The sequence below is a fragment of the Marinomonas sp. AWM4_232 genome, from assembly GCF_056158325.1.
In genome coordinates this window covers 424,173-446,279 of sequence record NZ_JBSWTA010000001.1, presented here as the reverse complement: position 1 = coordinate 446,279, position 22,107 = coordinate 424,173, and the positions used below count along the sequence as shown (strand labels likewise).

Sequence of the window (22,107 nt, the reverse complement as noted above, 5' to 3'; positions counted from 1 at the left end):
TGAGTTGAAGCTGATCTAGGCTGCTTCAGTTTGATGAGGAAGCTGCAGCATTTTTGCTAATGCTTTGTGGCTTAGATAACCACACAACTGCTGGTTCTTGTCGATAACAGGGAGTGGTTGTTTGCTTTCTAGCATGGTGGGCAAGATATCTTGTAGTAGCTGATTACGCTTTAAGCTTGCAACAGCTAGCCAGACAGCGTTGTCATTAGAGTCTATCTCTGTACAGGCTTCGAACACGCCATCACCTATTTTCCTGAAGGCAACGCCATGCTCGTTAAGCTGCAATTTGAGGTCCTCTAAATTATCCGATGAGCACATCGGCAGCGCGGGCGACATCACATTCTTAACAAATAATGCCCTAGCTCGATTGACGTCTTTTGCGAATGCTCTGACGTAGTCGTCAGCAGGGTTCAATATGATATCAACGGGTTTACCAACCTGAACTAGCTTGCCATCTTTAAGAACCGCAATACGATCACCTAGACGAAGCGCTTCGTCTAGGTCATGGGTGATGAAGATAATTGTCTTGTGAAGATTTTCCTGCAATTCAATCAACTGACTCTGCATGTCGTATCTGATAAGCGGGTCAAGAGCGGAAAAAGCTTCGTCCATCAACAAAATTTCTGCGTCAGTACACAGAGCGCGCGCGAGACCTACACGCTGTTGTTGGCCACCAGAGAGCTGCGAAGGGTATTGCTCTTCATAGCCAGCTAAACCAACGGTATCCAGCCATTCTTTTGCTTTGTCTTCCCATTCGCTACGTTTTAATCCTTTAATGGATAGCCCATAGCCAACATTCTCAATAACCGTTCTGTGCGGAAGTAGACCAAAATGTTGGAATACCATTGACATCTTGTGACGCCTAAATTGAGTTAACTCTTTCATAGGCAATGTCATGATGTCATCGCCGTTCACTTTTATTTTCCCAGCTGTGGGATCAATTAGGCGATTGAAGTGGCGTATTAATGTGGACTTGCCTGATCCTGATAGTCCCATGATGACAAAGATTTCGCCCTTATCAATGGCGAGATTTATATCTTGCAAACCTACCGTATGGCCTGTTTCTGCCAAAACTTCGTCTTTGCTTGCACCGGCTTTTACCTTTGGCAGGACTTTCTCTGCACTAGGGCCGAAGATTTGGTATAGGCCTTCGATTTCAATTAAAGCGTTTTCATTGCTAGCCATGATCCTGTCCCTCTAAATGTTTCTGGGTGCGTTTAGCGTAGCTTTGAGAAACGCGGTCAAAAATGATAGCAAGCGCTACAATCGCGAGGCCATTTAACAAGCCTAAAGTGAAATATTGGTTGGTAATAGACTTCAATACAGGTTGGCCTAGACCCTTCACACCAATCATGGATGCGATTACTACCATTGCTAATGCCATCATAATGGTTTGGTTAATACCGGCCATGATGGTTGGCATTGCCAAAGGAAGTTGAACTCCAAATAGTCGTTGTGTAGGCGTAGCGCCATAAGCAGTGGCCGCTTCAAGTATCTCTTTACTGACTAGGCGAATGCCTAGATTGGTTAAGCGAATCACGGGTGGTATAGCGTATATGACAACGGCAATCACACCAGGGATCTTACCGATGCCTAACAGCATCACCACAGGGATCAAATAGACGAAAGCTGGCATGGTTTGCATTACATCCAGCAACGGAGTAACGATTGATTGGGCCCGATCTGACCGAGACATCAATATACCGATTGGTATTCCTAATACAATGGAGAGTAGCGTACAGACTGTGATGATACTCAGTGTACGCATCGTATCCTCCCACATGCCAAAATAACCTATTAAAAGCAGTGAGATAACGACACCGGTACTGAGCTTCCATGAGCGAGTGGCAAAGTGCACGATGGCTGTCATGATGAACAGAATAATCCACCATGGTGTTTGGATGAGTAGATGCTCAAACCAAACTAGAAAACTTAACAAAGGATCAAAAAGGGATTCAATTGAGTCGCCGTATTCACGGGAAAAGTCGCGGTATGCGCTATCTAAAGTTTTGCGGATCGTCAGTAGCTCGCGACGACTCATATCTGGAAATTCAGTTAACCAGGATGCGTCAGCCATAAATCATGTCTCTTATATAAAGCGGGAGAAGGCGTCGTGTAGACGCCTTCTAAAAACCTTTAAAGGTTATCTAAAGCAGTGATGAGCTTTTCTTTAACAGCAGGGCTTACCCAAGCAGACCAGATGTCTTCATGTTCAAACATAAAGTTCTCTGCGGCATAAGCACCATCAGCTTGGTTTTCTTCCATCCAAGCAAGCAAACTGTTCATTTCAGCATTCGTAAAAGAACGGTTTTCCATGTAGGCGAATGCTTCAGGTGCTCTTTCTGCAAACTCTGTCGTTGTGACAGTGTAAACTGGGGAAGGCGGATACATAGTCACTTCAGGCTCTAGACATGTTTCACTAGAGATACACTCCAAGTAGTGTTGTTCATTGACACCGCTGCCAAAATCAACCTTAACCATTTTGTATTTCCCAAGCACTGCGGTTGGTGCCCAGTAGTAACCGAACCATGGTTCTTGTCGTTCGTAGGCGCGTGCAATGGCACCTGATAAGCCTGCACCAGAGCCAGGGTCCACTAACTCAAAGCCAGACTCTTCTAGATTAAGCGCGGTAAATAGGTTACGTGCTGTGATTTGACAGTTCCAACCAGCTGGACAGCCGTAGAAACCTGATACGGAATCATCCTCTGGATGTGGGAATTCTTTGGCGTGTTTTTTAACCCCCTCAATAGTGGCTAACTCTGGGTATTCATCGACCATGTATTGCGGTACCCAGAAGCCTTCTTCACCACCATCAGATAGCGACTTACTTGCAACTTGTAAGCGACCCTCTTCAACCCCGCGATCCAAAGCCGCTTTCATGGAGTTGGTCCACAATTCAGGAGCAATATCAGGTTCACCCTTTTCAATCATAGAGGTACCAGTTGGCATGGTGTCGCCAGGAACCAGCTCGGCGTCACAGTCAAAGCCATGCTTTAGGATGAATTGGTCAACATTCGCCATCAAGCTGGCTGAGTTCCAGTTCATTTCTGCGATAGTGACCTTGCCGCAGTCAGCAGCGAATGAGGAGCAAGCAAACAGTGCTCCGGCGGAAGTGATGAGTGCTTTTTTTATCATGCCGAGTTCCTTTGGGATAATTGATTGTATGCGAATTATTTGATTATTTTGCCTATTAATTTACACATCAAACTATTAGTAATCAAATAAGTTATTAGCATAGAAACATTATTTATCAGTGTCGAAGTGAATAATGTTGTCGTTTGTTATGAAAAGAGGGAGTTGTGTAAGGGTAAGCGCCGCACTAGGAGAGAGTGCGGCGGTTGTTGATAAAATAGACAATTATGGGTTGTTCTGAGTCCATTTATAGCGGTTGAGCCAGTTATCTAGTAGGTAAGCCACGACAAGTACGCAAAACATTGCTACTAAAACAGAACTAAACCTGTATAAAGCGCTGAAGAAAATATCTCCCTGTGGCGTTAAATACTGGCCGTAAAGTATCCCAATGGTTGTTAAGGCACCAAAGCCAATACCTGATCCAGAGCGTTCTACCAAATGAAAGTAAGCTGTAATCATTACAGTCATAAACAAAGATAAAGCGACTAAAAGTAAATGAGAAATCAGGTCATACAGTAAAACTTGCGCACACAGTGCTAAAACACATCCGTAGGCCACACCTTTAGCTCGTTTTTTAGCGCTAATGACAGAGCCTTGATACGTCATAGGGAAGAGAATAAGCATCGTCGCAACTTGCGCTGAGAGTGAGTCCTTTAAGTCTGCAATTTGAAATACAGCAAAAGAAATCGTAGCCAGTAAAGCTCCTAGAATCGTCCTATGGTTAATTTGAGAAGCGGAAGGTTTCGCTGGCGGTGCGCCTTTAAAGGGCTCAGTGTCGGGAATGAGCCAATACAGAAGGTAGGCACTCACTACGGAAATTAAGGCTGCTAACACCGTTGCGACGACCATATCCGTCGCTTGTCCTGCGTCGTAGCTGCCAAAATTCAATAAAGTGGAAAGCGTGATCAATCCCGAGGCCCACATTAAGAAGTAGCGGCTGGTGAGCATAAAGCGAAAATGGTAGCTAAAAATAAAGAATACCGCGAGTAGCATGGCGAGTGGGAAGGGTTTGAAAAACGTTTGTAGAACCCACATCTCAAGGGCACTAATTGCTGCACCTACGATGAACTCCAGTGCTAAAGTGCGGTTAAACGTCGGCACCATGCCCAATAGCAACATAGGAAAAACAGTAAAGAAAACGCCATAAGGCCAATCCATGATTTTACATACAGAAAAGCCAATGGTGGTGCCAAACGCAATACGAAGTAAGCGCTTTTTCTCCGTAGGTTTCATCTCAGTAAACATAGTGTAGCCAGCTTACGATGCGCATTTGTATATGGCCAATTAGGCGTAGCAAGCTAGAGTCGCTTGATTCCACCATGACGGTTGCTTTAGAACCACTCACTAATGATGATGGGATTTGACCTGTTTGGTTAACATAAACGCGAATGCGTTGTGCATCTCTGACCCAGCGGTCACTATCATCAGGTGTCGCAAGAATACCATTTGCAATGTTTTGTCCTTGAGAAATACCAGAGTCTCGACTGGTCAAAACGCCCTCAAATAATTTTCCTGGGAAGGCATCGTAGACGATCAGAGCAGGGGTTCCAGGTGTCACACTGGCAATACTTTTTTCTCGAAAATCTGCCGTAATACGATCTTGCCCACTGATGACTAAGGATAAAAGAGACTGTCCGCTTTGGGTGACCATCCCTGGAACCAGCTGCATATTAGAAATGACGCCATCTTGTGGCGCCAGAATCGTTGTGCGCGATAGGTTGAGTTGTGCATCAGCAACGGCGCTTCGGGCATTGTTCACAGCGATGTTATTACTCTCGTCGTCACCTAGGGCGATGGCAATGGCGTTTTTACGAGCATCGATAGCGTGAAGGTTTGCTTTGTTAGAAGCGACTTGAGCCGTGGCTTGATCTACTTGCTGTTCACTGACAAGGTGTTGCGTTTGCAGTGATTTTAAACGTTTGAGCTCTCTTTCACTTTCTTGCAATGCAACGTTAGCAACAGCCCATTCGGCCTCAGCTTCAGCGATGTTTGCTTTTAACGTAGCGTTGGTCTGATAGGCCTGCTGCAAGCTCAACTGAGCTTGTTTTAAGGCGATTTTATAGTCAGCGTCTTCGAGTCGAAACAACACATCACCACGTTTAACTTCTTGGTTGTTGTGGACGGCAACTTCAGTCACTTTTCCCGATACTTGTGGCGCAATACTGAGGACGGGGCGCTGAACGGTTGAGTAACTAGTCATTGGAATCGTGGTGTCGGCAATAACTAGATAAGCGAAGATGACTAAGAAAAGTACAACGGAGCGCTTCATCCATCGATTAAAATGTATATCAGGTGTCATGTTAGTGTTTACTACTCATTTTCTGTGCGTTTGTGATAATGCTAAGTAAGGCGTTATTTAATAGTCCGCGTTGCTCATCACTCAGTCCATCTAGTAATGCATGGCGCCCTTGATCTGCTATCGTTTGCATTTCCTGTAAGACTTCTTTGCCTTTACTGGTGAACCAAAGTGTTTTACAGCGCGCATCGTGTTCAGACTCTTTTCGTTGCAGGTAGCCTGCCTCGCAAAGCTGATTTAACGTGCGGATTAAAGAGGGTTGCTCGATGCCAATGTTGCTGGCTAACTCGCTTTGAGTGCAGCCTTCTCCTATTCGTTTCAAGTGCAGCATTGCGATCCAGCGAGATTGCGTGAAGCCGAGGTCTGACATATAGAGATCAACCACATGTCGCCAGCTAAGTGCTGCTCGACTTAAATTCCAACCTATATTTTGCTCCATTTGAACTCCCTAATTTAGTTAGCATGCTAGGTATTATGATTTTACCTAGCTTGCTAGGCAATTGAATATAATTGACTTACTCAATCTTTATCAACTGCGCCGAATTAAGCAGCGATTTAGGTTGTTGGTTTGGAAAGGTATATACAAGAACATTTAAAGATATTAACACAATCTGACTAGGGGCCTGACAGAGGAGGGAATGCTGCTAATCTACTTTTAAAAAAGCCTCTTCATAGGCAAAAGAGTATTTTGTCAGAAAAACCGCAGATTAATTTGCGGTTGTATATGGGCTTGGTCACGATGTAGATTTGTTTGCAGCAAGCTTAAATCTGGGAGGTTGGAATAACGCTTAGTCGGCGTGGTCTTAGTGACCTTCATCTATTAATTTGCCAAGCTCTGCCGCTGCGGTTCGCAGCAACGGAACATTTTTTAGTAAGGCGCCTAGGTCTTTGCGAATGACCGGTGCGTGACAGAATAAGCAGGCTATTAAACGACCTTGTTCGTCTTTGATAGGCACAGAAACCGCCACCATTCCATCGACAAATTCTTCATTGTCGGTGCCTACTTCCTCTTGGCGAATGCGCTGTAATGCCAATTCCAGTTCTGCCGGATCGATCTGAGTGTTACGTGCATACTGTGTCATGGGTAAATGATTCAAAAGACGTTTACGGCGCTCCTTAGTCATGGCGCTTAAATACAGCTTTCCACTTGCGGTACAGCAAATAGGTGTGTGGATGCCGATGGGCAAGTGAATCTGCAACGGCCAATTCGTTTGCGCGCGATCGTAGTAAATCATTTCCGTACCATTGGGGATGGAAATACCGCATGTTTCTCCAACTTTATCGGCAAGTGCTTTCAAGATGGCTTGGCGCTGCGCTTTGAACTGTCCAGAATACAACAAGCCTAAGGCAATGCTTTGCAAGCGATCAGCAGGTACAATCAAACCGCGCATATTGGTTTGTAAAAAGCCTTCGGCTTCCATTTGTTGTAACAAGCGGTGCACGCTAGGTTTGGGAATATCCAGTAGAATGGATAAATCTGCCGCACTTAGAGGATGCTCAGATTTAGACACCGCTTCGATGATTTCTAAGACGCGGGTGATGTTCGACCCTTTTTCTCGTTTTAGTGTATTCATGTTGCGATGCTACCTGTCTTTATGATGAAAATGCATGATGTGGGCCTTGATAATAAAAGTGACGGCGGGTTACCACAAGAGTGCCGCCACTTTATTTTGGTTGGGGTTGGGGTAAGAGTTGAGGAAATGCTCCCCCCGACGTTTTACACCATCATTTAGTCTTTGTTCAACAACTTGTTTAGCGTCGGCACATCGACTATTTCATCGTAGGCATGGCAAAAGAAACCCCTTCACGGACACCGGCAGAGGGCCAGCGTTGGGTTATGGTTTTGCGTTTTGTGTAGAAGCGTACAGAATCTGGCCCATAGGCATGCAAGTCACCAAATAGAGAACGCTTCCAACCACCGAAGCTGTGGTAGGCGACTGGTACTGGCAGTGGAATGTTGATCCCTACCATGCCCACTTCGATATGGTCAGAGAAGTAACGAGCGGCTTCACCATCACGGGTAAAGATACAAGTACCGTTACCGTATTCGTGATCGTTAATAAGCTGCATTGCTTCTTCCATGTTTGGAACACGCATAACCTGCAGCACAGGACCAAAGATTTCTTCTTGGTAGCTCTGCATTGATGGGGTAACACCATCGATCAGGGTTGCTCCGACAAAGAAGCCATCTGGGTATCCATCTACATTTGGCTGACGACCATCGACCACCACGGTCGCGCCATCTTGTTCTGCGCTGGTAATGTAGCTGGTGACTTTTTCCTTATGTGCCTTGGTAATGACTGGGCCAAAGTCGTTTTCGTTGTCGATTGCAGCCCCCACTTTTAGGTCTTGCATAGCATCTTTCATTGTCGCAACCAAGGCGTCGGCAGCATCGTCACCAACGGCGACGGCAACAGAAAGTGCCATGCAGCGCTCGCCGGATGAGCCGAATGCGGCACCAAGAAGCTGGTTAACCACGTTGTCCATATCCGCGTCGGGCATTACGATGGCGTGATTTTTTGCTCCTCCAAGGGCTTGGCAGCGTTTGCCGTTGGCGCTTGCTGTGCTGTAAATATATTCCGCAATCGGCGTAGAGCCTACGAAACTCACAGCTTTAACACGTTTGTCTGTCAACAGGGTATCTACAGCGACTTTATCACCATTGACCACGTTCATAACTCCATCTGGTAGGCCTGCTTCTTGTAGCAGCTGCGCTATGAAAAGCGTCGCGGAAGGATCACGTTCTGATGGCTTTAAAACGAATGTGTTGCCTGTCGCAATCGCCATTGGGAACATCCATAATGGCACCATAGCTGGGAAGTTAAAAGGTGTGATACCAGCGACTACACCTAGCGGCTGGAGTTCACTCCAAGAATCAATGTTAGGGCCAACGTTTCGGCTGTGCTCACCTTTCAATAGCTCCGGCACACCACATGCGTATTCCACATTTTCGATACCCCGTTGAAGCTCGCCCATAGCATCGTGAAGGATTTTTCCATGCTCTTCGCCGATGAGTTGACAGATTTTTTCTGCTTGCGCCTCTAGGAGATTCTTGAAGTTATACATGATGCGCGCACGCTTGATAGGCGGCGTATTTCGCCACGCTGGGTAGGCAGCTTGAGCCGAGCTGATGGCTTCTTCAACCGTGGCTTTACTGGCAAGCAAAACGGCTTTATCGGATTGGCCGGTGGCCGGGTTAAAAACTGGCTGTTGGCGCTCGCCTTCCATGTTGATGGCGCCGTTAATCAGATGTCCGATGGTTGTCATGTTAATATTCCTCTTCTAAACGTAATGTGTTGTGTTTGTTGTAATCCGTTAGGTTTATACCTATTTCAGGGCGCGATAAGCATTACCAAAGTTGCGCATACAGTTTAGCTACTTCGGCTTCTGTCGGAACGCGTGGGTTATTGCTTGGTGAACCCGATGCCAGCGCTTGTGACGCCATGGTTGGAATTTTTTCGAAAAAGAGGTCTTTGCTAATGCCGAATTGCTCCGGCGTCGGCACGTCCAGTTCCAAGTTCAGTGAGCGTAGCTCTTCTAGAAGCTTACTATTGGCTCGTTCCGTACTGTCACTTTCGCTTGCTACACCGATTGCTCGAGCACAATCCGCATAGCGTATAGGGGCTTCTGGTATGGAGAATTCCGTTACACTTGGTAACAGCATGGCGTTGGATAAGCCGTGCGGTACATGGAAAAACGCTCCTATGGGACGACTCATGCCATGAACTAAGGCCACGGAAGCGTTGGAGAAGGCGATTCCTGCAAGAGTGGAGCCGAGCATCATCGCTTCTCGAGCATGTTTATTCCCACCATCGTGGAATGCAGTACGCAAGTTAGGGCCGATGAGCTTCATAGCTGCTATGGCTTGAGAGTCACTGTAATGGCTTGCTTTCTTGCTAACATAGGCTTCAATGGCATGGGTAAGCGCATCAATGCCAGTATCGGCAGTTGTTCTTGGAGGGAGACTCAAAGTTAAGCTGTAATCGATTATGGCCGCAACCGGCATAAATCCGGCGCCCACGCACAGCATTTTCTCATCGCAAGTTTCATCGGTAATGATGGTGAAACGTGTGACTTCTGACCCGGTTCCCGCCGTTGTCGGAATGGCTATGATTGGTAAGCCCAGCTCATTCACAATGCGCGGAAATTTGTAGTCCCGCATTTCACCACCGTGTTTACCAAGAATGGCAATGGCTTTCGCGCTGTCGATTGGGCTACCTCCGCCCACTGCCACGATGGAGTCATAGTCGCCGGCTGCGACCATTTCAACACCAGCTTTGATTGATGCTATGGTTGGCTCAGGTACGGTGTCATCAAATACATTGTGAGAGATGTTATGTGTTATCAAGTGGTCAGTAATGTTCTGGATGTAGCCCAGTTTTACCATCATTTTGTCGGTCACAATTAGTGGCTTTTTGCAGCCTAAGTCGTCGAGCATAGACGGTAACTCTCGGGACACAGAGGCCCCTACCTGCATGATACGAGGTAAAATAATTTGGCTAGACATGATGTGCTCCTATCTATTTATATTGGTTTTCTTATTGATGTGTTTAGGGAGCGCTTGAGGCGCAAAAAATGGTATTTAATAGGCGATGCTCGGAAGCCAAGTGACTATCCCCTGCCAGTAAAAGACAATTATCAACCCCAATAACTGGATTGAAATGAATGGCACAACACCTCGGTAAATATTGCCTAGGGAAATACCCGCCGGGGCCACACCTTTCAAATAGAAGAGTGCAAAGCCGACCGGTGGAGTCAGGAAAGATGTTTGTAAACATACTGCGAATAAGATAGTGAACCACACTAGATCAAAGCCTAAGTTCGCCACTACTGGCGCCACCAATGGTAGGATGATCAAAGTGAGTTCGATCCAATCTAGGAAGAAGCCAAGTAAGAAGGTTGCAAATAGAATGGTGATCACCACGCCGGTTGGGCCAAATGGCAATCCGTGTAATGCGCCTTCAATTATTTCGTCACCACCTAGACCGCGGAATACTAGCGAGAAAGCCGTTGCACCAAGTAATAACGCAAAAATAAAAGCACTGGTTTTAGTGGTCTCCCGGCCAACTTCTTGCAGTACTTTAGGTGTCAAACGACCTTTGCTAGCTGCCAACATTGTGGCACCTAATGCACCTACTCCGGAGGCTTCAGTTGGTGTTGCGATTCCAAAAAAGATGGAACCGAGCACTGCCAAAATCAACCCGGTTGTTGGTAATACGGCTTTAAGTACATTCCACAAAATACTCAGTGTGACGCGGGTACTATCTTCAGGTACTGGCGCAGCGGAAGGTTTCAACCACGCGTAAATCATGATGTAACCAACATATAATGCTGCCAATAGAAGGCCGGGGAACAGTGCGCCTAGGAAGAGGTCTCCCACAGATAAACCGACGCGATCCCCCATCATTACCAACATAATGCTGGGAGGAATCAATATTCCTAACGTGCCGGTGGAACAAACGGTGCCACAAGCCAATTCTTTGCTGTAACCATCGCGCATCATCATCGGGATACCGAGAACAGCAAGCAGAACTACCGATGCCCCGATAATACCGGTAGATGCCGCCAGCATCAGACCTACGAACGTTATTGTCACGGCCAAACCACCGCGAACACGGCCAAATAATCGCGCAAGATTAGTCATCAGGTCTTCCGCTACGCCGGAGCGATCGAGCATTAAACCCATAAAGACAAACATGGGTAACGCCACAAGAACCCAATTGGTCATTACAGCCCAAATACGCGGCACAACAATCGAAACATAATTCCAATCTATGCCGATAAATGCATCGAACCAGTAGTCTGCCACCATCGCCAATACCGCGAAAAGCACCGCTACACCGCCCATGACCCAAGCGACGGGAAAGCCACTAAACAGACAGCCAATAAAGGTGGCGAACATGGTGAGTGCTAATATTTCATTGATTTCCATATCAGTCTCCTAGGCACGACTAAGTTGGTATTGAGTTGACGGCGCACATCTACCAAAGAGCAACGCCAATACACGAGAAAAACGCGAAACCACAGCCAGCGCCAACAATACAAATCCAATCAACAGCATGGCTTTGATGGCCCAGCGGTATGGCAAACCACCTGGATTCGTAGAGATTTCGCTCATCGTCCAGGAGTAGCTAATAAACGGAATAGCGTACCATGCGACTACGACAACAAAGGGGGCCAGCAAAAATAGGATGCCGAAGAATTCCACCCACGCTTGCGCGCGAAGGGACATGCGGTCGTGAATCAAGTCGACACGAACGTGTTCGTCGTAACTAAAGCAATAAGATAGGCCAAATAGCCAGCCAATGGCGTACAGATGCCACTGCATTTCTTCAAATTCGATGCGCCCTTCACCAATGGCATAGCGCATAAAGACGTTTATGATGATGGTAGTCATCAAAATTATCCAAATCCAAGAAGAGGCATCGCCAACGGCATGAAGAAATCCATCTATACGATGAGAAATGGTTGTGGTTGGCAGTACCGCCTGTTGGGTGAGCGACGGTTTATCAACGCCCAGTTCTAAATGGTTAGGTTGTTCCGGTTTCATAGAATCCTCCACAGCAAAGTTGCGCACTTCAGGGCGCAGAAACTCCAACCCGCGTCAAATGACGCGGGAGAGGGGCGCCGCAATTGGCGTCAGAGCAGTTATGAGATTGGCGGTGGGTTACAAATCAGTTGGCAGGTAAGCTAGCTCGCGCCATGATTTGTATTCTTCTGAGAAGGCTTGCTGTGACTTGTAGATCTTCATGAAGTCAGCGTCTTTTGCAGAGATATCCGCCATGACTTCGTCGGTCAGGTCTTTAAGGCCGCTGAGCATTTCAGGACTTAACTTACGGGTGTAAATACCGTCGGCTTTGAATTTCTCCAACACTTTACCTTGTAATGCTTCACCATGGGTCAAAGCGCGCATGGTACCAGCGGTACATGCCATATCGATGGTGGCTTTGGTGTCTGCGGATAAGTCATCCCAAACTTCTTTGTTTACCACTAAGTGTGATGCGGTGAAGGTTTGATGCCAGCCGGGGAAGTAGTTATTTTTCGCTACCTTATCGAACCCCAGAATCTGGTCGATGGCTGGCATCGAGAATTCCGTCGCATCGATGGCACCTTTTTCTAAAGCAGGGAAAATCTCTCCACTAGGCATTGAAGTCACAGACGCGCCAGCTTTTTGGAGTACCTTGCCACCGATTCCAGCGAAACGGATTTTCAGCCCTCCTAAGTCTTCCATGGTGTTGATTTCTTTTTTGAACCAGCCTGCGGTTTCTGGACCGATCACGCTGCATAGCACTGGGTGGATGTTGTGCTTAGCGTAAAGCTCTTCGCCCAAGGCTTGGCCGCCACCTTCGTACCACCATGCAGCGTATTCCCATGGTTCCATACCAAATGGTACGGCAGCCAATAGAGCTGCAGCAGGAATACGCCCCTGGTCGTATGCTAGCCATGCGTAACCTGCATTGAGCTGTTTATTTTTCACCGCTTCGGTAATGCCGAATGGCGGTACGATTTTACCTGGCTCGTAAACTTTGAACTGGATATCGCCACCAGTAGCTTCCTTGATTTGTTCGGCAACTAACTTGATTGGGTCTCCTAGTCCGGGCAAATGAGTACCAAAGACAGCTTGAACTTTCCAGCGAATTTTTTCGTCAGAGGCGAGTGCGCCAGTAGAGGAGATAGTCAAGACAGTAGCAACTGCGGTAGTGGTAACGGTGTGCTTGAGCAAGCGTTTGATGCGTAGCATGAATGAATCCTTTGGTTGTGTATCGGGGTTCCCCGAGAGTTATTTTTATATTTTTACACTGATCGTTCATAACGATACAAAAGTTATCATTATATAAGTTTTGTAGGTCGTCAATATTTTTTTCAACCAAAAACGATACTAAAATTATCATTTTTAACAAAAAGTGTTGTTTTCCAATGCGTTAGTTGCTTGAAAAATGTTCAAAATAATTGAGTTACGATAAAAGTCGTAGAGGATGAAGTGGAATAGGCTATTTTGAATAGAAGTCTATAAAATGACGATAAAATCTGATTAAAGTAACGGAAAGTATAGGTAAAGTGCTGGGTTATATTCTAATCCGCTACTTCATCAGCCCTTTGCTAAAGGTGGAGTCTTTCTCATACCCATTCACAAAGTGTGGGCTTATATGGTGACGTTTGAAGACCGTTGCCAACATCAAGAAATTAGCGAATTCTTTCAAAATATAGCCAAGTGCCTACAAAATTATTGAGCATAACAAAAAGTAGGTCGATTCAATCGTCCCATACTACTTAGAGTATTTTTAGGCTCTCAGCTATTAAACGGATTGGATTTTGTCAAAGTGCTCCACGAATGATGCTGACGGTCTAGGGTTTTTATTTCACAAGTTTACGGTTGATACCAAGCAAAATCAGAGCCGACAGGGACAACACTGCTGCGGTAGCTGGAATCCAAGCATAGCCCAAACCTACGGTAATCACTGCACCACCTAGTGCTGCCCCTAAAGCATTACCTAGATTAAACGCACCGATATTGATAGATGAAGCTAGGCCAGGGGCTTTGTCTGCAATGGTCATTACTTTCATTTGTAATGGTGGACCAATCATGAAGTTCACAACCCCCCAAATGAATACGGAGACAATGGCTGTGATCATATTGACGGTTATAAAACTAAAAGAAAGCAAAATAATGACTTGTCCAATCAGTGAAACGGTAAGTGATAGATCAGGCGAGCGATCGGCCAACTTACCGCTTACGAAGTTACCGATGGTGAAGCCAATGCCAGCAATCATCAACAAGTAGGCGATATTAGCCTCTGGAATTTTCGCAAGCGTTTGAAGGATAGGAGTCACATAGGTGTACAGGGTAAACATGGACCCAGCACACAAAATGGTGGTGAAGAATGTTCTCAACGCGGCGGGCTGCATAATCGCTTGCAGTTCTTGCTTAACGTTTGGACGGTTTGGCTTTTCCATATGAGGTAATGTGCGTAATAAGCCGATCATGGCGACCAGTCCAAGTGCAGAAGTGGCAGCAAAGGCGATGCGCCAATGAATACTTTGGCCTAACCATGTGGCAATCGGAACACCGATGATATTGGCGATTGTAAGCCCTAGAAACATGGATGCCACGGCAGATCCTTGCTTGCCAACTGGTGCAAGCTTCATGGCAACGAGAGCGCCAATGCCAAAGAAAGCACCATGGGACATGCTAGTGACGATGCGAGAAATCAGTAATGTGGTGTAGTCAACAGAAACCGCTGACAGTAAATTGCCGACGAAGAATACTGCCATCAGTGCAATCAATGACGCTTTATGGCTAAAACGAGTCATATACAACGTGACAAGAGGCGCACCAAACATGACACCGACGGCATAAGCACTGATTAACAAACCTGCTGTCGGTATGGAAACATCGACCCCTTCAGCAATCGTTGGTAGCAGGCCCATAGGGAAAAATTCGGTGGTGCCGATGCCGAAGGCACCCAAAGCGAGAGCAAAAACGCCCCATTGATAAGCTTGCATGGCAAATCCTTAAAAAAATTCTTAAGCAAATAAGGTTGAATAACGATCTAGAGCGTCAAAAGAAGGTGGAAACTACGCGTAAACACCCCCTTTAACAATGAAGGCAGGTATATTTACTTATTATTACAAAACTTTTGCCAAAAGAAGGAAGGCAAATTGATAATTCGTATTGCTTACTTAATGTTGAGTGCCATCGTGCTTGCGAGTACTTGGTTTTCTTTGGGACAACCGAATGGGTTCGATCAAACGGTTTTGTTGCTATTTAGAGACGACTCTTTAAATCTCATTGGCCCACACTGGTTGTCCGTTATTGTAAGGGACATCACGGCGCTGGGGAGTAACTGGGTATTACTGTACATCATGATAAGTCTATCAGCTATCTTGTGGTGCTCTCAGCGACGGTTGGATGCGACGAAAATACTAATAATGACCGTTGGTGGCGTTGTCATTAGTCTGGGATTGAAATATGTTTTCGATCGAGCAAGGCCAGATCTTGTCCCGCACTTGATTGAAGTCTACTCCCCCAGTTTTCCTTCTGGACACGCCAGTATGTCAATGGTGTGCTTTTTGGGGATGGCGGTCGTATTATCACGCAATTGGGCTCACGCTCAGGCAAGGCATCTATTTATCATAATGGCAATTTTCAGCGCGGTATTGGTAGGTGTTAGCAGAATCATGCTTGGGGTTCATTGGCCCACGGATGTTATTGCTGGTTGGGGGATTGGTATTCTATGGGTTCTCTTTGTTAACCAATTTGGCTCACGCTTTGAAGCGTGAGCCAAACCAAAACTAGGATTTAAACTGGTTAATAGTCTTGTCTAATGATTGAGAGATACTGGCAATGTCTTCGCTTTGGCGCAGTATTTTATGGGAGCCTGCACCGGTTTGCTCAGAGATGGCGCTGATGGCGTGAATGTTGTTATTTATTTCATTGACCACAGCGCTTTGCTCAGAAGCTGCAGCAGCAATCATTGTGTTCATTTCACGTATTTGATCGACACTTGAAGCGATGTCTTCTAAGGCATGAGCTGCTTTGTTTGCGTCCTCTACACTGTCGTCGGCTTGGGCTTTGCTGATTTCCATTGCTTGAACCGCTTCGCTTGAAATTTGTGATAGGTTCTCAATGATGGTACGAATTTCTTCCGTAGATAATTGTGTGCGGCTGGCTAAGCTTCGCACCTCATCTGCAACCACAGCAAAGCCTCTTCCTTGCTCGCCAGCTCGAGCTGCTTCTATCGCTGCGTTCAGGGCTAATAAATTAGTCTGCTCAGCAATATCACTGATTTCTTGGGAAACGCGCCCGATTCCTTGAGCGTCTTCAGCTAACTTTTTGACAACGCCTGTGGCAGCATCAACCTTCTGAGCTAATTCTGCATTGGTTTGTGCTACATGAAGGACCATATTTTTCCCGTCATCGGCTAACTCTTTCGTTCCACTTGCGCTGACTTCAGCATTGGCTGCATTGCGGGCAACTTCCTCAGCCGCATTGGATAGCTCTTGAATGGACTGCGCCAATAACACACTTTCATTTTTCTGCTTATCAACGCCTTCGCTAGTCTCTCGGGTGACCTCAGCAAGCTGGTCTGCAGATTGACTTAAGTTATCCATGGTTTGAGTTAAGTTATGAATCGTTGGCTGAAACCGGTTTAGCATATTGTTGGTGGCTTCTCCCACCATACGAAATTCATCTTTTGAACCGAGCTGAATACGGGGGCGGAGGTCTGCATTCTCACCGATGACAGCCATGGTGTCCTTCAAGCGGTTGAGTGGCTGTATTAGTACCTTAAGCATAATGAGGTAAATGATGAGTAAGCCCGCTAAGATTGCAACAAAGTTGATGGTTGAATTTTTGATGATGGCGCTCTCAATGTCTTGATCTCGCTGCGCCATTGAATAAGTAATGCGAGCCGCGCCAAGTACGGTACCTTCGGCAACGGGGTGACAGGTAAGACAGTTTGTTCCATGACGATTTTGGGATGCCTCGAATGGCAGGATCAAGGTGATGTGCCGTTCACCGTCTACTTTACTGACATCAATAATGGTTTCACCAGACAGCGCTCTTCGGTCCAAGTCATCTTGCGCTTTTTCATGATCAAAACCCGGTCCGTAGATATTGCTGACGGCCTCCCCACGTAGCATGCGGACACTTGCGATGCCTTCGCGTTGGGAGATTTTCTCTCGGAGAATTTCTCGGCTTGCCATGGCACCGGTAAACATCAGGGCGTTCATGCTGTCCATGTAGCCGTTGGCAATATCCAGTAACTGATGCTCGGTTAGGTCTAAAAGCCGCTCTTTTTGCTGGTAGGAAGAGTAGAGATTTAACGCCGTGATAATCAAAAAAAGGATAGCTGCCATGGGCAATAGAATCTTCCAACGTACTGATATGTATTGGCGCATAGACCATTGGCCTCTTGTATAGTCATGGGAGTGCATAAAAAGTACACGTATTTGGAGTTTAAGATGGATTGCTTGGGGGGAGTATTGATCTAGCTCTATGTTTGTTGACTTTATCTAATGTGTCAGAAGCTGTCGCAAAGCCTCTTTTGTTATGCAATCTCATTGGGGGGGAGTGATACCATCAAATTTTTTCTAATGCCAAAATCCAATGTCTCGTTCAAACGCGTTTCCATCACAAGCTAGCCAATCAAAGCCCTCGACCAACAAAAATAAATGGTGGTATTGGGTGGCGTTATTTCTTTGTTCTGGTGTGTTGGTAGCAACTATGGAGTATGTTCATGCTCCGGCAGCATTCCTGCTAGGCCCCATGATTGCAGCCATTACCTTGGTTGTTTCAAATCATCCTATGTCTTTGCCCGTGATTCCATTTAGGTTAGCCCAAGTGATGGTGGGATTAATGATGGCATCACATTTACCCATTTCGACATTTGCTGATATCTCTGCCCAGTGGCCAGCATTTATCTTTGGCACACTTATGACTATGGTTGCTTCAGGCCTTGTTGGTGTTGTGCTAACGAAATCGAAATTATTGCCTGGAACGACGGCTATCTGGGGGACTTCTCCTGGGGCGGCAGGGGTAATGACGATAATGAGTGAACATTACAAAGCCGACATGCGTTTGGTGGCGGTAATGCAATACACTCGGGTTGCATTTTGTGCGCTAGCTGCGATGCTGACGGCAGGGCTTTTGGTAGATTCAGAGGTTTTGCAAATTATCCCTCATCAGTGGTCAGTTATCAGTTGGTCATCGTTTTGGATGACTCTCATAACGGGGTTAGTATGCCTGGCACTTGCGAGTCGTTTCAGTGTGCCTGGAGGTTTTCTATTAATCCCAATGTTTACAGGCTTCTGCCTGCAATCGTTAGGTTGGTTAACACTTGATTTACCTGAGTCGTTGCTTGTGGTGGCTTTTGCAATAATGGGCTGGGGAATTGGTTTTCGTTTCAGTCCTGACGTATTAAGGCATGCGCTACGCGTATTTCCATATATTGTATTGTCTATCGGCTTTTTGCTGCTTATGAATGCGTTGGTTGCTTGGGTTTTAACGTTATGGATCGATATTGATTTTCTTTCTGCGTTTTTAGGGACGAGCCCTGGTGGCGCGGATTCAGTTGCGATTATTGCGGCCAGTATTCCCGTCGATACCAGTTTTGTGATGACTATGCAGGTATCACGCTTTCTGTTGGTTATGATTGCAGGTCCGCTTCTGGCGCAATGGTTGTCTAGATCTTTTATGGAGAAAGCAGATTGATTCGTGCGATACAGCCAAGTGATTGGCCTACTATTATGATGATTCAAAAGGAAGCGTACGATGATATTACGCCAGAACCTTTGTCTGTTCTGCAAGGCAAGTGGCGTCGCTCTCCTGAGCTTTGTTTTGTTTACGAGAATGAGGGTGTGATTCAGGCTTATTTGCTAGCGCATACTTGGGCAGGAACAGTATTACCCAGTTTGGGTGTTGAACTAGAGAACGGAGTGGGTGATGAGTATGTGTTTCTTCACGACCTTGCCGTGTCGAGTAAGGTTCAAGGCAGTGGAATTGGACCTAAGCTGGTAGAACAGCTTTTTCTGAACTCTGCTAAGGCTGGTCTTCACGCTTTCTTTTTAGTATTGGTGCAAGCGAGTGTGGGCTACTGGCAACGTTTTGGTTTCTGTTCTATACCACAAATCGTCTCATCGAGTTATGGTGAAGATGCCGTGGTAATGCAGATGCTGGAGGAGGAAGCGAATGTCATGTTATGAGGCACTAATTCAGTACGTGGAATCAAAGCCGGAAGCGGTTTCTGAGTATCCGTTTGGCCCTGAAGCTCTGGTCTACAAAGTGTGCGGAAAAATGTTTGCGCTGTTTACTGAGGTGGAAGGCTGTGTACGGGTGAATCTAAAATGTGAACCAGATCATGCCATTGAGCTACGCAGCATCTTTGATGCGGTGAAACCTGGATACCATATGAATAAAAAGCATTGGAACAGCGTTTATTTAGATGGTTCATTACCACTAGGTGAAGTGTGTCGTATGGTTGATCACTCTTATGAGCTTGTGTTTTCTAAATTGCCAAAGCAGCAACGTGACTGGTTAATGTTACGTTATTCTAATGCTGTTTTATTTGGTGGCGTCAAAGACGTAACCTAGAACAAGGACAGCCTTGCTCTAGGTTTGCTAACCGATCACTAGCCATTGGCAAGTGCGACACGAATTGTGTTCACAAGGTTGGTATCATCCAATGGTGTATTTGGAGCAAATCGACCTAATACTTGTCCTGAACGGCTCACAACGAACTTTTCAAAGTTCCAAACCACTTCAGGTTCTGCTGTGGGAGTTATGTCATAGCCTTTTAGCTTTTCTTCCATCTCTTGTCGGTTGACAGCGATCGGCGCTTGTTCAGTTAGATAGTCGTATAGTGAATGTTTACTATCGCCAGTCACCTTTATTTTACTAAACATTGGGAATGAGACATTGTAGTTTGTTTGACAAAAGCTTTTGATGTCATGCTCTGTCCCTGGCTCTTGTCCCGCGAAATCATTGGCTGGGAAGCCAAGTACCTCAAAACCAAGGTCCTTCGTGTGTTCATACAGTGACTGAAGTCCTTCGTACTGTGGTGTCAGTCCACATTTAGATGCCACATTAACGATAAGTAGAACCTTATCGCAGTAGGGCGCAAGCGTGGTTTCATTTCCGTCGATATCCGTTACGTTGATGTCGTAAATATCAGTCATTGCAATACCCCTTTGTCATCATGAATAAACTTGGTGGTTTATTTTTTTAATAAGTTCCCTTGATCATTCTGTCGTATAGATAATGACCAATACGTGACAGCGAAGTTTCAGTGTAACTGGGAATGAGAATAGGTCAAATGACAAAGACTAAAAAATGGGCCGCAACAGCGGCCCAACGCGGGGGGAATTGATCACTCTTGTGGAGTATTGATCATCCGCAGAAAGCGGGTTAAGCGAATTGGTTCATGGTGTTATCTTTACCAGACGCTTTTAGGGCTGCATCACCAGAGAAGTATTCTTTGTGATCGTCGCCCATATCGGAGCCGGCCATGTTTTGGTGACGAACACAGGCGATCTTCTGGCGAATCTCTTCACGTTGTACATTCTTAACGTAGCCAAGCATGCCTTCCTCACCGAAGTACTCTTTTGCAAGGTTGTCTGTAGACAACGCTGCGGTATGGTAAGTAGGCAATGTAATCAAGTGATGGAAGATACCTGCCTCACGAGCAGCGTCTGCCTGGAAGTTGCGAATACGAGCGTCTGCTTCTTTTGCAAGTTCACTGTTATCGTATTCCACGCTCATTAGTTGAGTGCGATCGTATGCTGAAATATCACGACCTTCCTCTTGCCATGCATCAAATACCTGTTGACGGAAGTTTAGTGTCCAGTTAAAAGAAGGCGAGTTGTTGTACACAAGTTTCGCATTTGGCACCGCCTCACGAATGCGATCTACCATGCCTTTGATTTGGCCAACGTGTGGCTTTTCAGTTTCGATCCAAAGTAGATCGGCGCCGTTTTGCAAAGAGGTGATACAGTCTAGTACCACACGGTCCTCACCAGACCCTTTACGGAATTGGAATAAGTTGCTTGCCAGACGCTTTGGTCGAACCAGTTTGCCATCACGAATCATTAGGACGTCGCTCTCGTTGGCGCTATTCATATCTACTTCTTCAACGTCTAAGAAGGCGTTGTACTGAGCTCCTAGATCGCCAGCACTTGAGGACACTGCAATTTGCTTGGTTAAGCCTGCACCCAAAGAGTCTGTGCGGGCAACGATGACACCGTCATCTACACCAAGTTCTATGAATGCGTAGCGCACTGCACGGATCTTCGCTAGGAAGTCTTCATGTGGCACGGTTACTTTACCGTCCTGGTGACCACATTGTTTTTCGTCGGATACTTGGTTTTCAATCTGAATACAGCAAGCACCGGCTTCGATCATTTTTTTAGCCAGTAGGTAAGTGGCTTCTTCGTTACCAAAGCCTGCATCAATGTCGGCAATGATTGGCACAATGTGTGTTTGGTATTCATCAATTTGTTTTTGAATTGCGGCTGCTTTAACTTCATCACCGGCTTCGCGAGCGGTATCCATATCGCGGAACAAGCCGCCCATTTCACGGGCATCGGCTTGGCGTAAGAAGGTGTATAGCTCTTCGATCAGTGAAGCTACTGACGTTTTTTCGTGCATTGATTGGTCTGGCAGAGGGCCAAACTCCGAGCGCAGAGCAGCAACCATCCAGCCTGATAGGTATAAGTAGCGGCGGTCAGTAGAGTTAAAGTGCTTTTTAATGGAGATCATTTTTTGCTGACCGATGAAACCATGCCAGCAACCAAGAGATTGAGTGTATTGGCTAGGATCACGATCGTAGCGCTCCATGTCGGCACGCATGATTTTTGCTGTATAGCGAGCAATATCTAGACCTGTTTTGAAGCGGTTCTGAGCACGCATGCGGGCCGCATATTCAGGGTTAATAGCTGCCCAAGGCGTGCCATGTTGAGCGATTAGGGTAGCAGTTGCGTCGATATCGTTTTTGTAATGTGACATTGCAGATTCCTCTTTATGGTTTGGTCGCTTCACCGCTTACTACGGTCGTGCATTTCTTGATCACCATTTCAGTCTGCGATGTTTTTTGTGATTTATCTAATCTATGTTTGTTATGGTGATAATATTTTTTATGAATGTGTTTTTTGGTGCTAATGAGTTCATAGTGAGTCTTAAATCA

At 46.1% G+C, this 22,107-nt stretch carries 20 protein-coding genes; 4 read left to right on the top strand and 16 right to left on the bottom strand.

The annotated features are described in order from the left end of the window. Nucleotides 1-15: 15 nt before the first annotated feature. From ACXAC1_RS02080 to ACXAC1_RS02020, 13 genes are all read right to left on the bottom strand, one after another. A complete protein-coding gene (locus ACXAC1_RS02080) occupies nt 16-1,185 on the bottom strand; it encodes a quaternary amine ABC transporter ATP-binding protein (RefSeq protein ID WP_475058236.1) in 1,170 nt (389 codons plus the stop codon). After that, a complete protein-coding gene (locus ACXAC1_RS02075; protein ID WP_475058233.1) occupies nt 1,178-2,077 on the bottom strand; it encodes an ABC transporter permease in 900 nt (299 codons plus the stop codon). Before ACXAC1_RS02075 ends, ACXAC1_RS02080 begins: the two co-directional genes overlap by 8 nt. A 59-nt stretch (nt 2,078-2,136) precedes the next feature. After that, on the bottom strand, nt 2,137-3,135 hold the full coding sequence (locus ACXAC1_RS02070; RefSeq protein WP_475058230.1) for an ABC transporter substrate-binding protein: 999 nt from the start codon (nt 3,133-3,135) through the stop codon (nt 2,137-2,139). 222 nt (nt 3,136-3,357) lie between these two features. Further along, on the bottom strand, nt 3,358-4,377 hold the full coding sequence (locus tag ACXAC1_RS02065) for a DUF2955 domain-containing protein (protein WP_475058227.1): 1,020 nt from the start codon (nt 4,375-4,377) through the stop codon (nt 3,358-3,360). Then, nucleotides 4,367-5,431 (bottom strand): HlyD family secretion protein, encoded by a 1,065-nt coding sequence (locus tag ACXAC1_RS02060; protein WP_475058224.1) that lies wholly within the window; start codon nt 5,429-5,431, stop codon nt 4,367-4,369. Before ACXAC1_RS02060 ends, ACXAC1_RS02065 begins: the two co-directional genes overlap by 11 nt. Before the next feature lies 1 nt (nt 5,432). Continuing rightward, nucleotides 5,433-5,867, bottom strand: a complete 435-nt coding sequence (locus ACXAC1_RS02055; RefSeq protein ID WP_475058221.1) for a MarR family transcriptional regulator — start codon at nt 5,865-5,867, stop codon at nt 5,433-5,435. Nucleotides 5,868-6,231: 364 nt separating this feature from the next. Beyond that, nucleotides 6,232-7,002 carry an IclR family transcriptional regulator gene (locus ACXAC1_RS02050; protein WP_475058219.1) on the bottom strand — a complete coding sequence of 257 codons (771 nt, stop codon included), beginning with the start codon at nt 7,000-7,002 and terminating at the stop codon, nt 6,232-6,234. Nucleotides 7,003-7,198: 196 nt separating this feature from the next. Then, on the bottom strand, nt 7,199-8,695 hold the full coding sequence (locus ACXAC1_RS02045) for a CoA-acylating methylmalonate-semialdehyde dehydrogenase (protein WP_475058217.1): 1,497 nt from the start codon (nt 8,693-8,695) through the stop codon (nt 7,199-7,201). A gap of 82 nt (nt 8,696-8,777) precedes the next feature. Next, entirely contained in the window at nt 8,778-9,935 is a 1,158-nt protein-coding gene (locus ACXAC1_RS02040; RefSeq protein ID WP_475058215.1) for an iron-containing alcohol dehydrogenase, read from the bottom strand. 75 nt (nt 9,936-10,010) lie between these two features. Next, nucleotides 10,011-11,360, bottom strand: a complete 1,350-nt coding sequence (locus tag ACXAC1_RS02035) for a TRAP transporter large permease (protein ID WP_475058213.1) — start codon at nt 11,358-11,360, stop codon at nt 10,011-10,013. A 9-nt stretch (nt 11,361-11,369) separates the two neighbouring features. Further along, the gene (locus ACXAC1_RS02030) at nt 11,370-11,978 is read right to left on the bottom strand and encodes a TRAP transporter small permease subunit (RefSeq protein WP_475058211.1); all 609 of its coding nucleotides are present in this window, start codon (nt 11,976-11,978) and stop codon (nt 11,370-11,372) included. Between the two features lie 117 nt (nt 11,979-12,095). Further along, entirely contained in the window at nt 12,096-13,169 is a 1,074-nt protein-coding gene (locus tag ACXAC1_RS02025) for a TRAP transporter substrate-binding protein (RefSeq protein WP_475058208.1), read from the bottom strand. Nucleotides 13,170-13,783: 614 nt separating this feature from the next. Next, nucleotides 13,784-14,932, bottom strand: coding sequence for an MFS transporter (locus ACXAC1_RS02020; protein ID WP_475058206.1), 1,149 nt, complete (start codon nt 14,930-14,932; stop codon nt 13,784-13,786). A 156-nt stretch (nt 14,933-15,088) separates the two neighbouring features. On the opposite strand from ACXAC1_RS02020, the gene ACXAC1_RS02015 reads away from it, so the two are divergent. After that, nucleotides 15,089-15,709, top strand: coding sequence for a phosphatase PAP2 family protein (locus ACXAC1_RS02015; protein WP_475058203.1), 621 nt, complete (start codon nt 15,089-15,091; stop codon nt 15,707-15,709). A 12-nt stretch (nt 15,710-15,721) separates the two neighbouring features. On the opposite strand, the gene ACXAC1_RS02010 is transcribed toward ACXAC1_RS02015, so the two are convergent. Further along, entirely contained in the window at nt 15,722-17,287 is a 1,566-nt protein-coding gene (locus ACXAC1_RS02010; protein ID WP_475058201.1) for a methyl-accepting chemotaxis protein, read from the bottom strand. A 250-nt stretch (nt 17,288-17,537) separates the two neighbouring features. Here ACXAC1_RS02010 and ACXAC1_RS02005 point away from each other — a divergent pair, with 250 nt between their 5' ends. From ACXAC1_RS02005 to ACXAC1_RS01995, 3 genes are read left to right on the top strand one after another with little or no spacing between them, the layout of a single operon-like run. After that, nucleotides 17,538-18,641: an AbrB family transcriptional regulator gene (locus tag ACXAC1_RS02005; protein ID WP_475058199.1), complete on the top strand. Its 1,104-nt coding sequence runs from the start codon at nt 17,538-17,540 to the stop codon at nt 18,639-18,641. Next, complete coding sequence (locus tag ACXAC1_RS02000) at nt 18,638-19,132, top strand: GNAT family N-acetyltransferase (RefSeq protein ID WP_475058197.1); 495 nt, start codon at nt 18,638-18,640, stop codon at nt 19,130-19,132. Before ACXAC1_RS02005 ends, ACXAC1_RS02000 begins: the two co-directional genes overlap by 4 nt. Next, nucleotides 19,119-19,520: an MmcQ/YjbR family DNA-binding protein gene (locus ACXAC1_RS01995; protein ID WP_475058194.1), complete on the top strand. Its 402-nt coding sequence runs from the start codon at nt 19,119-19,121 to the stop codon at nt 19,518-19,520. The genes ACXAC1_RS02000 and ACXAC1_RS01995 overlap by 14 nt, the downstream gene beginning before the upstream one ends. A 38-nt stretch (nt 19,521-19,558) precedes the next feature. Here the strand turns inward: ACXAC1_RS01995 and ACXAC1_RS01990 are convergent, their stop codons facing one another. Further along, nucleotides 19,559-20,104 carry a glutathione peroxidase gene (locus ACXAC1_RS01990; RefSeq protein ID WP_475058191.1) on the bottom strand — a complete coding sequence of 182 codons (546 nt, stop codon included), beginning with the start codon at nt 20,102-20,104 and terminating at the stop codon, nt 19,559-19,561. 229 nt (nt 20,105-20,333) lie between these two features. After that, nucleotides 20,334-21,929 (bottom strand): isocitrate lyase, encoded by a 1,596-nt coding sequence (locus ACXAC1_RS01985; RefSeq protein ID WP_475058188.1) that lies wholly within the window; start codon nt 21,927-21,929, stop codon nt 20,334-20,336. Nucleotides 21,930-22,107: the final 178 nt, after the last annotated feature.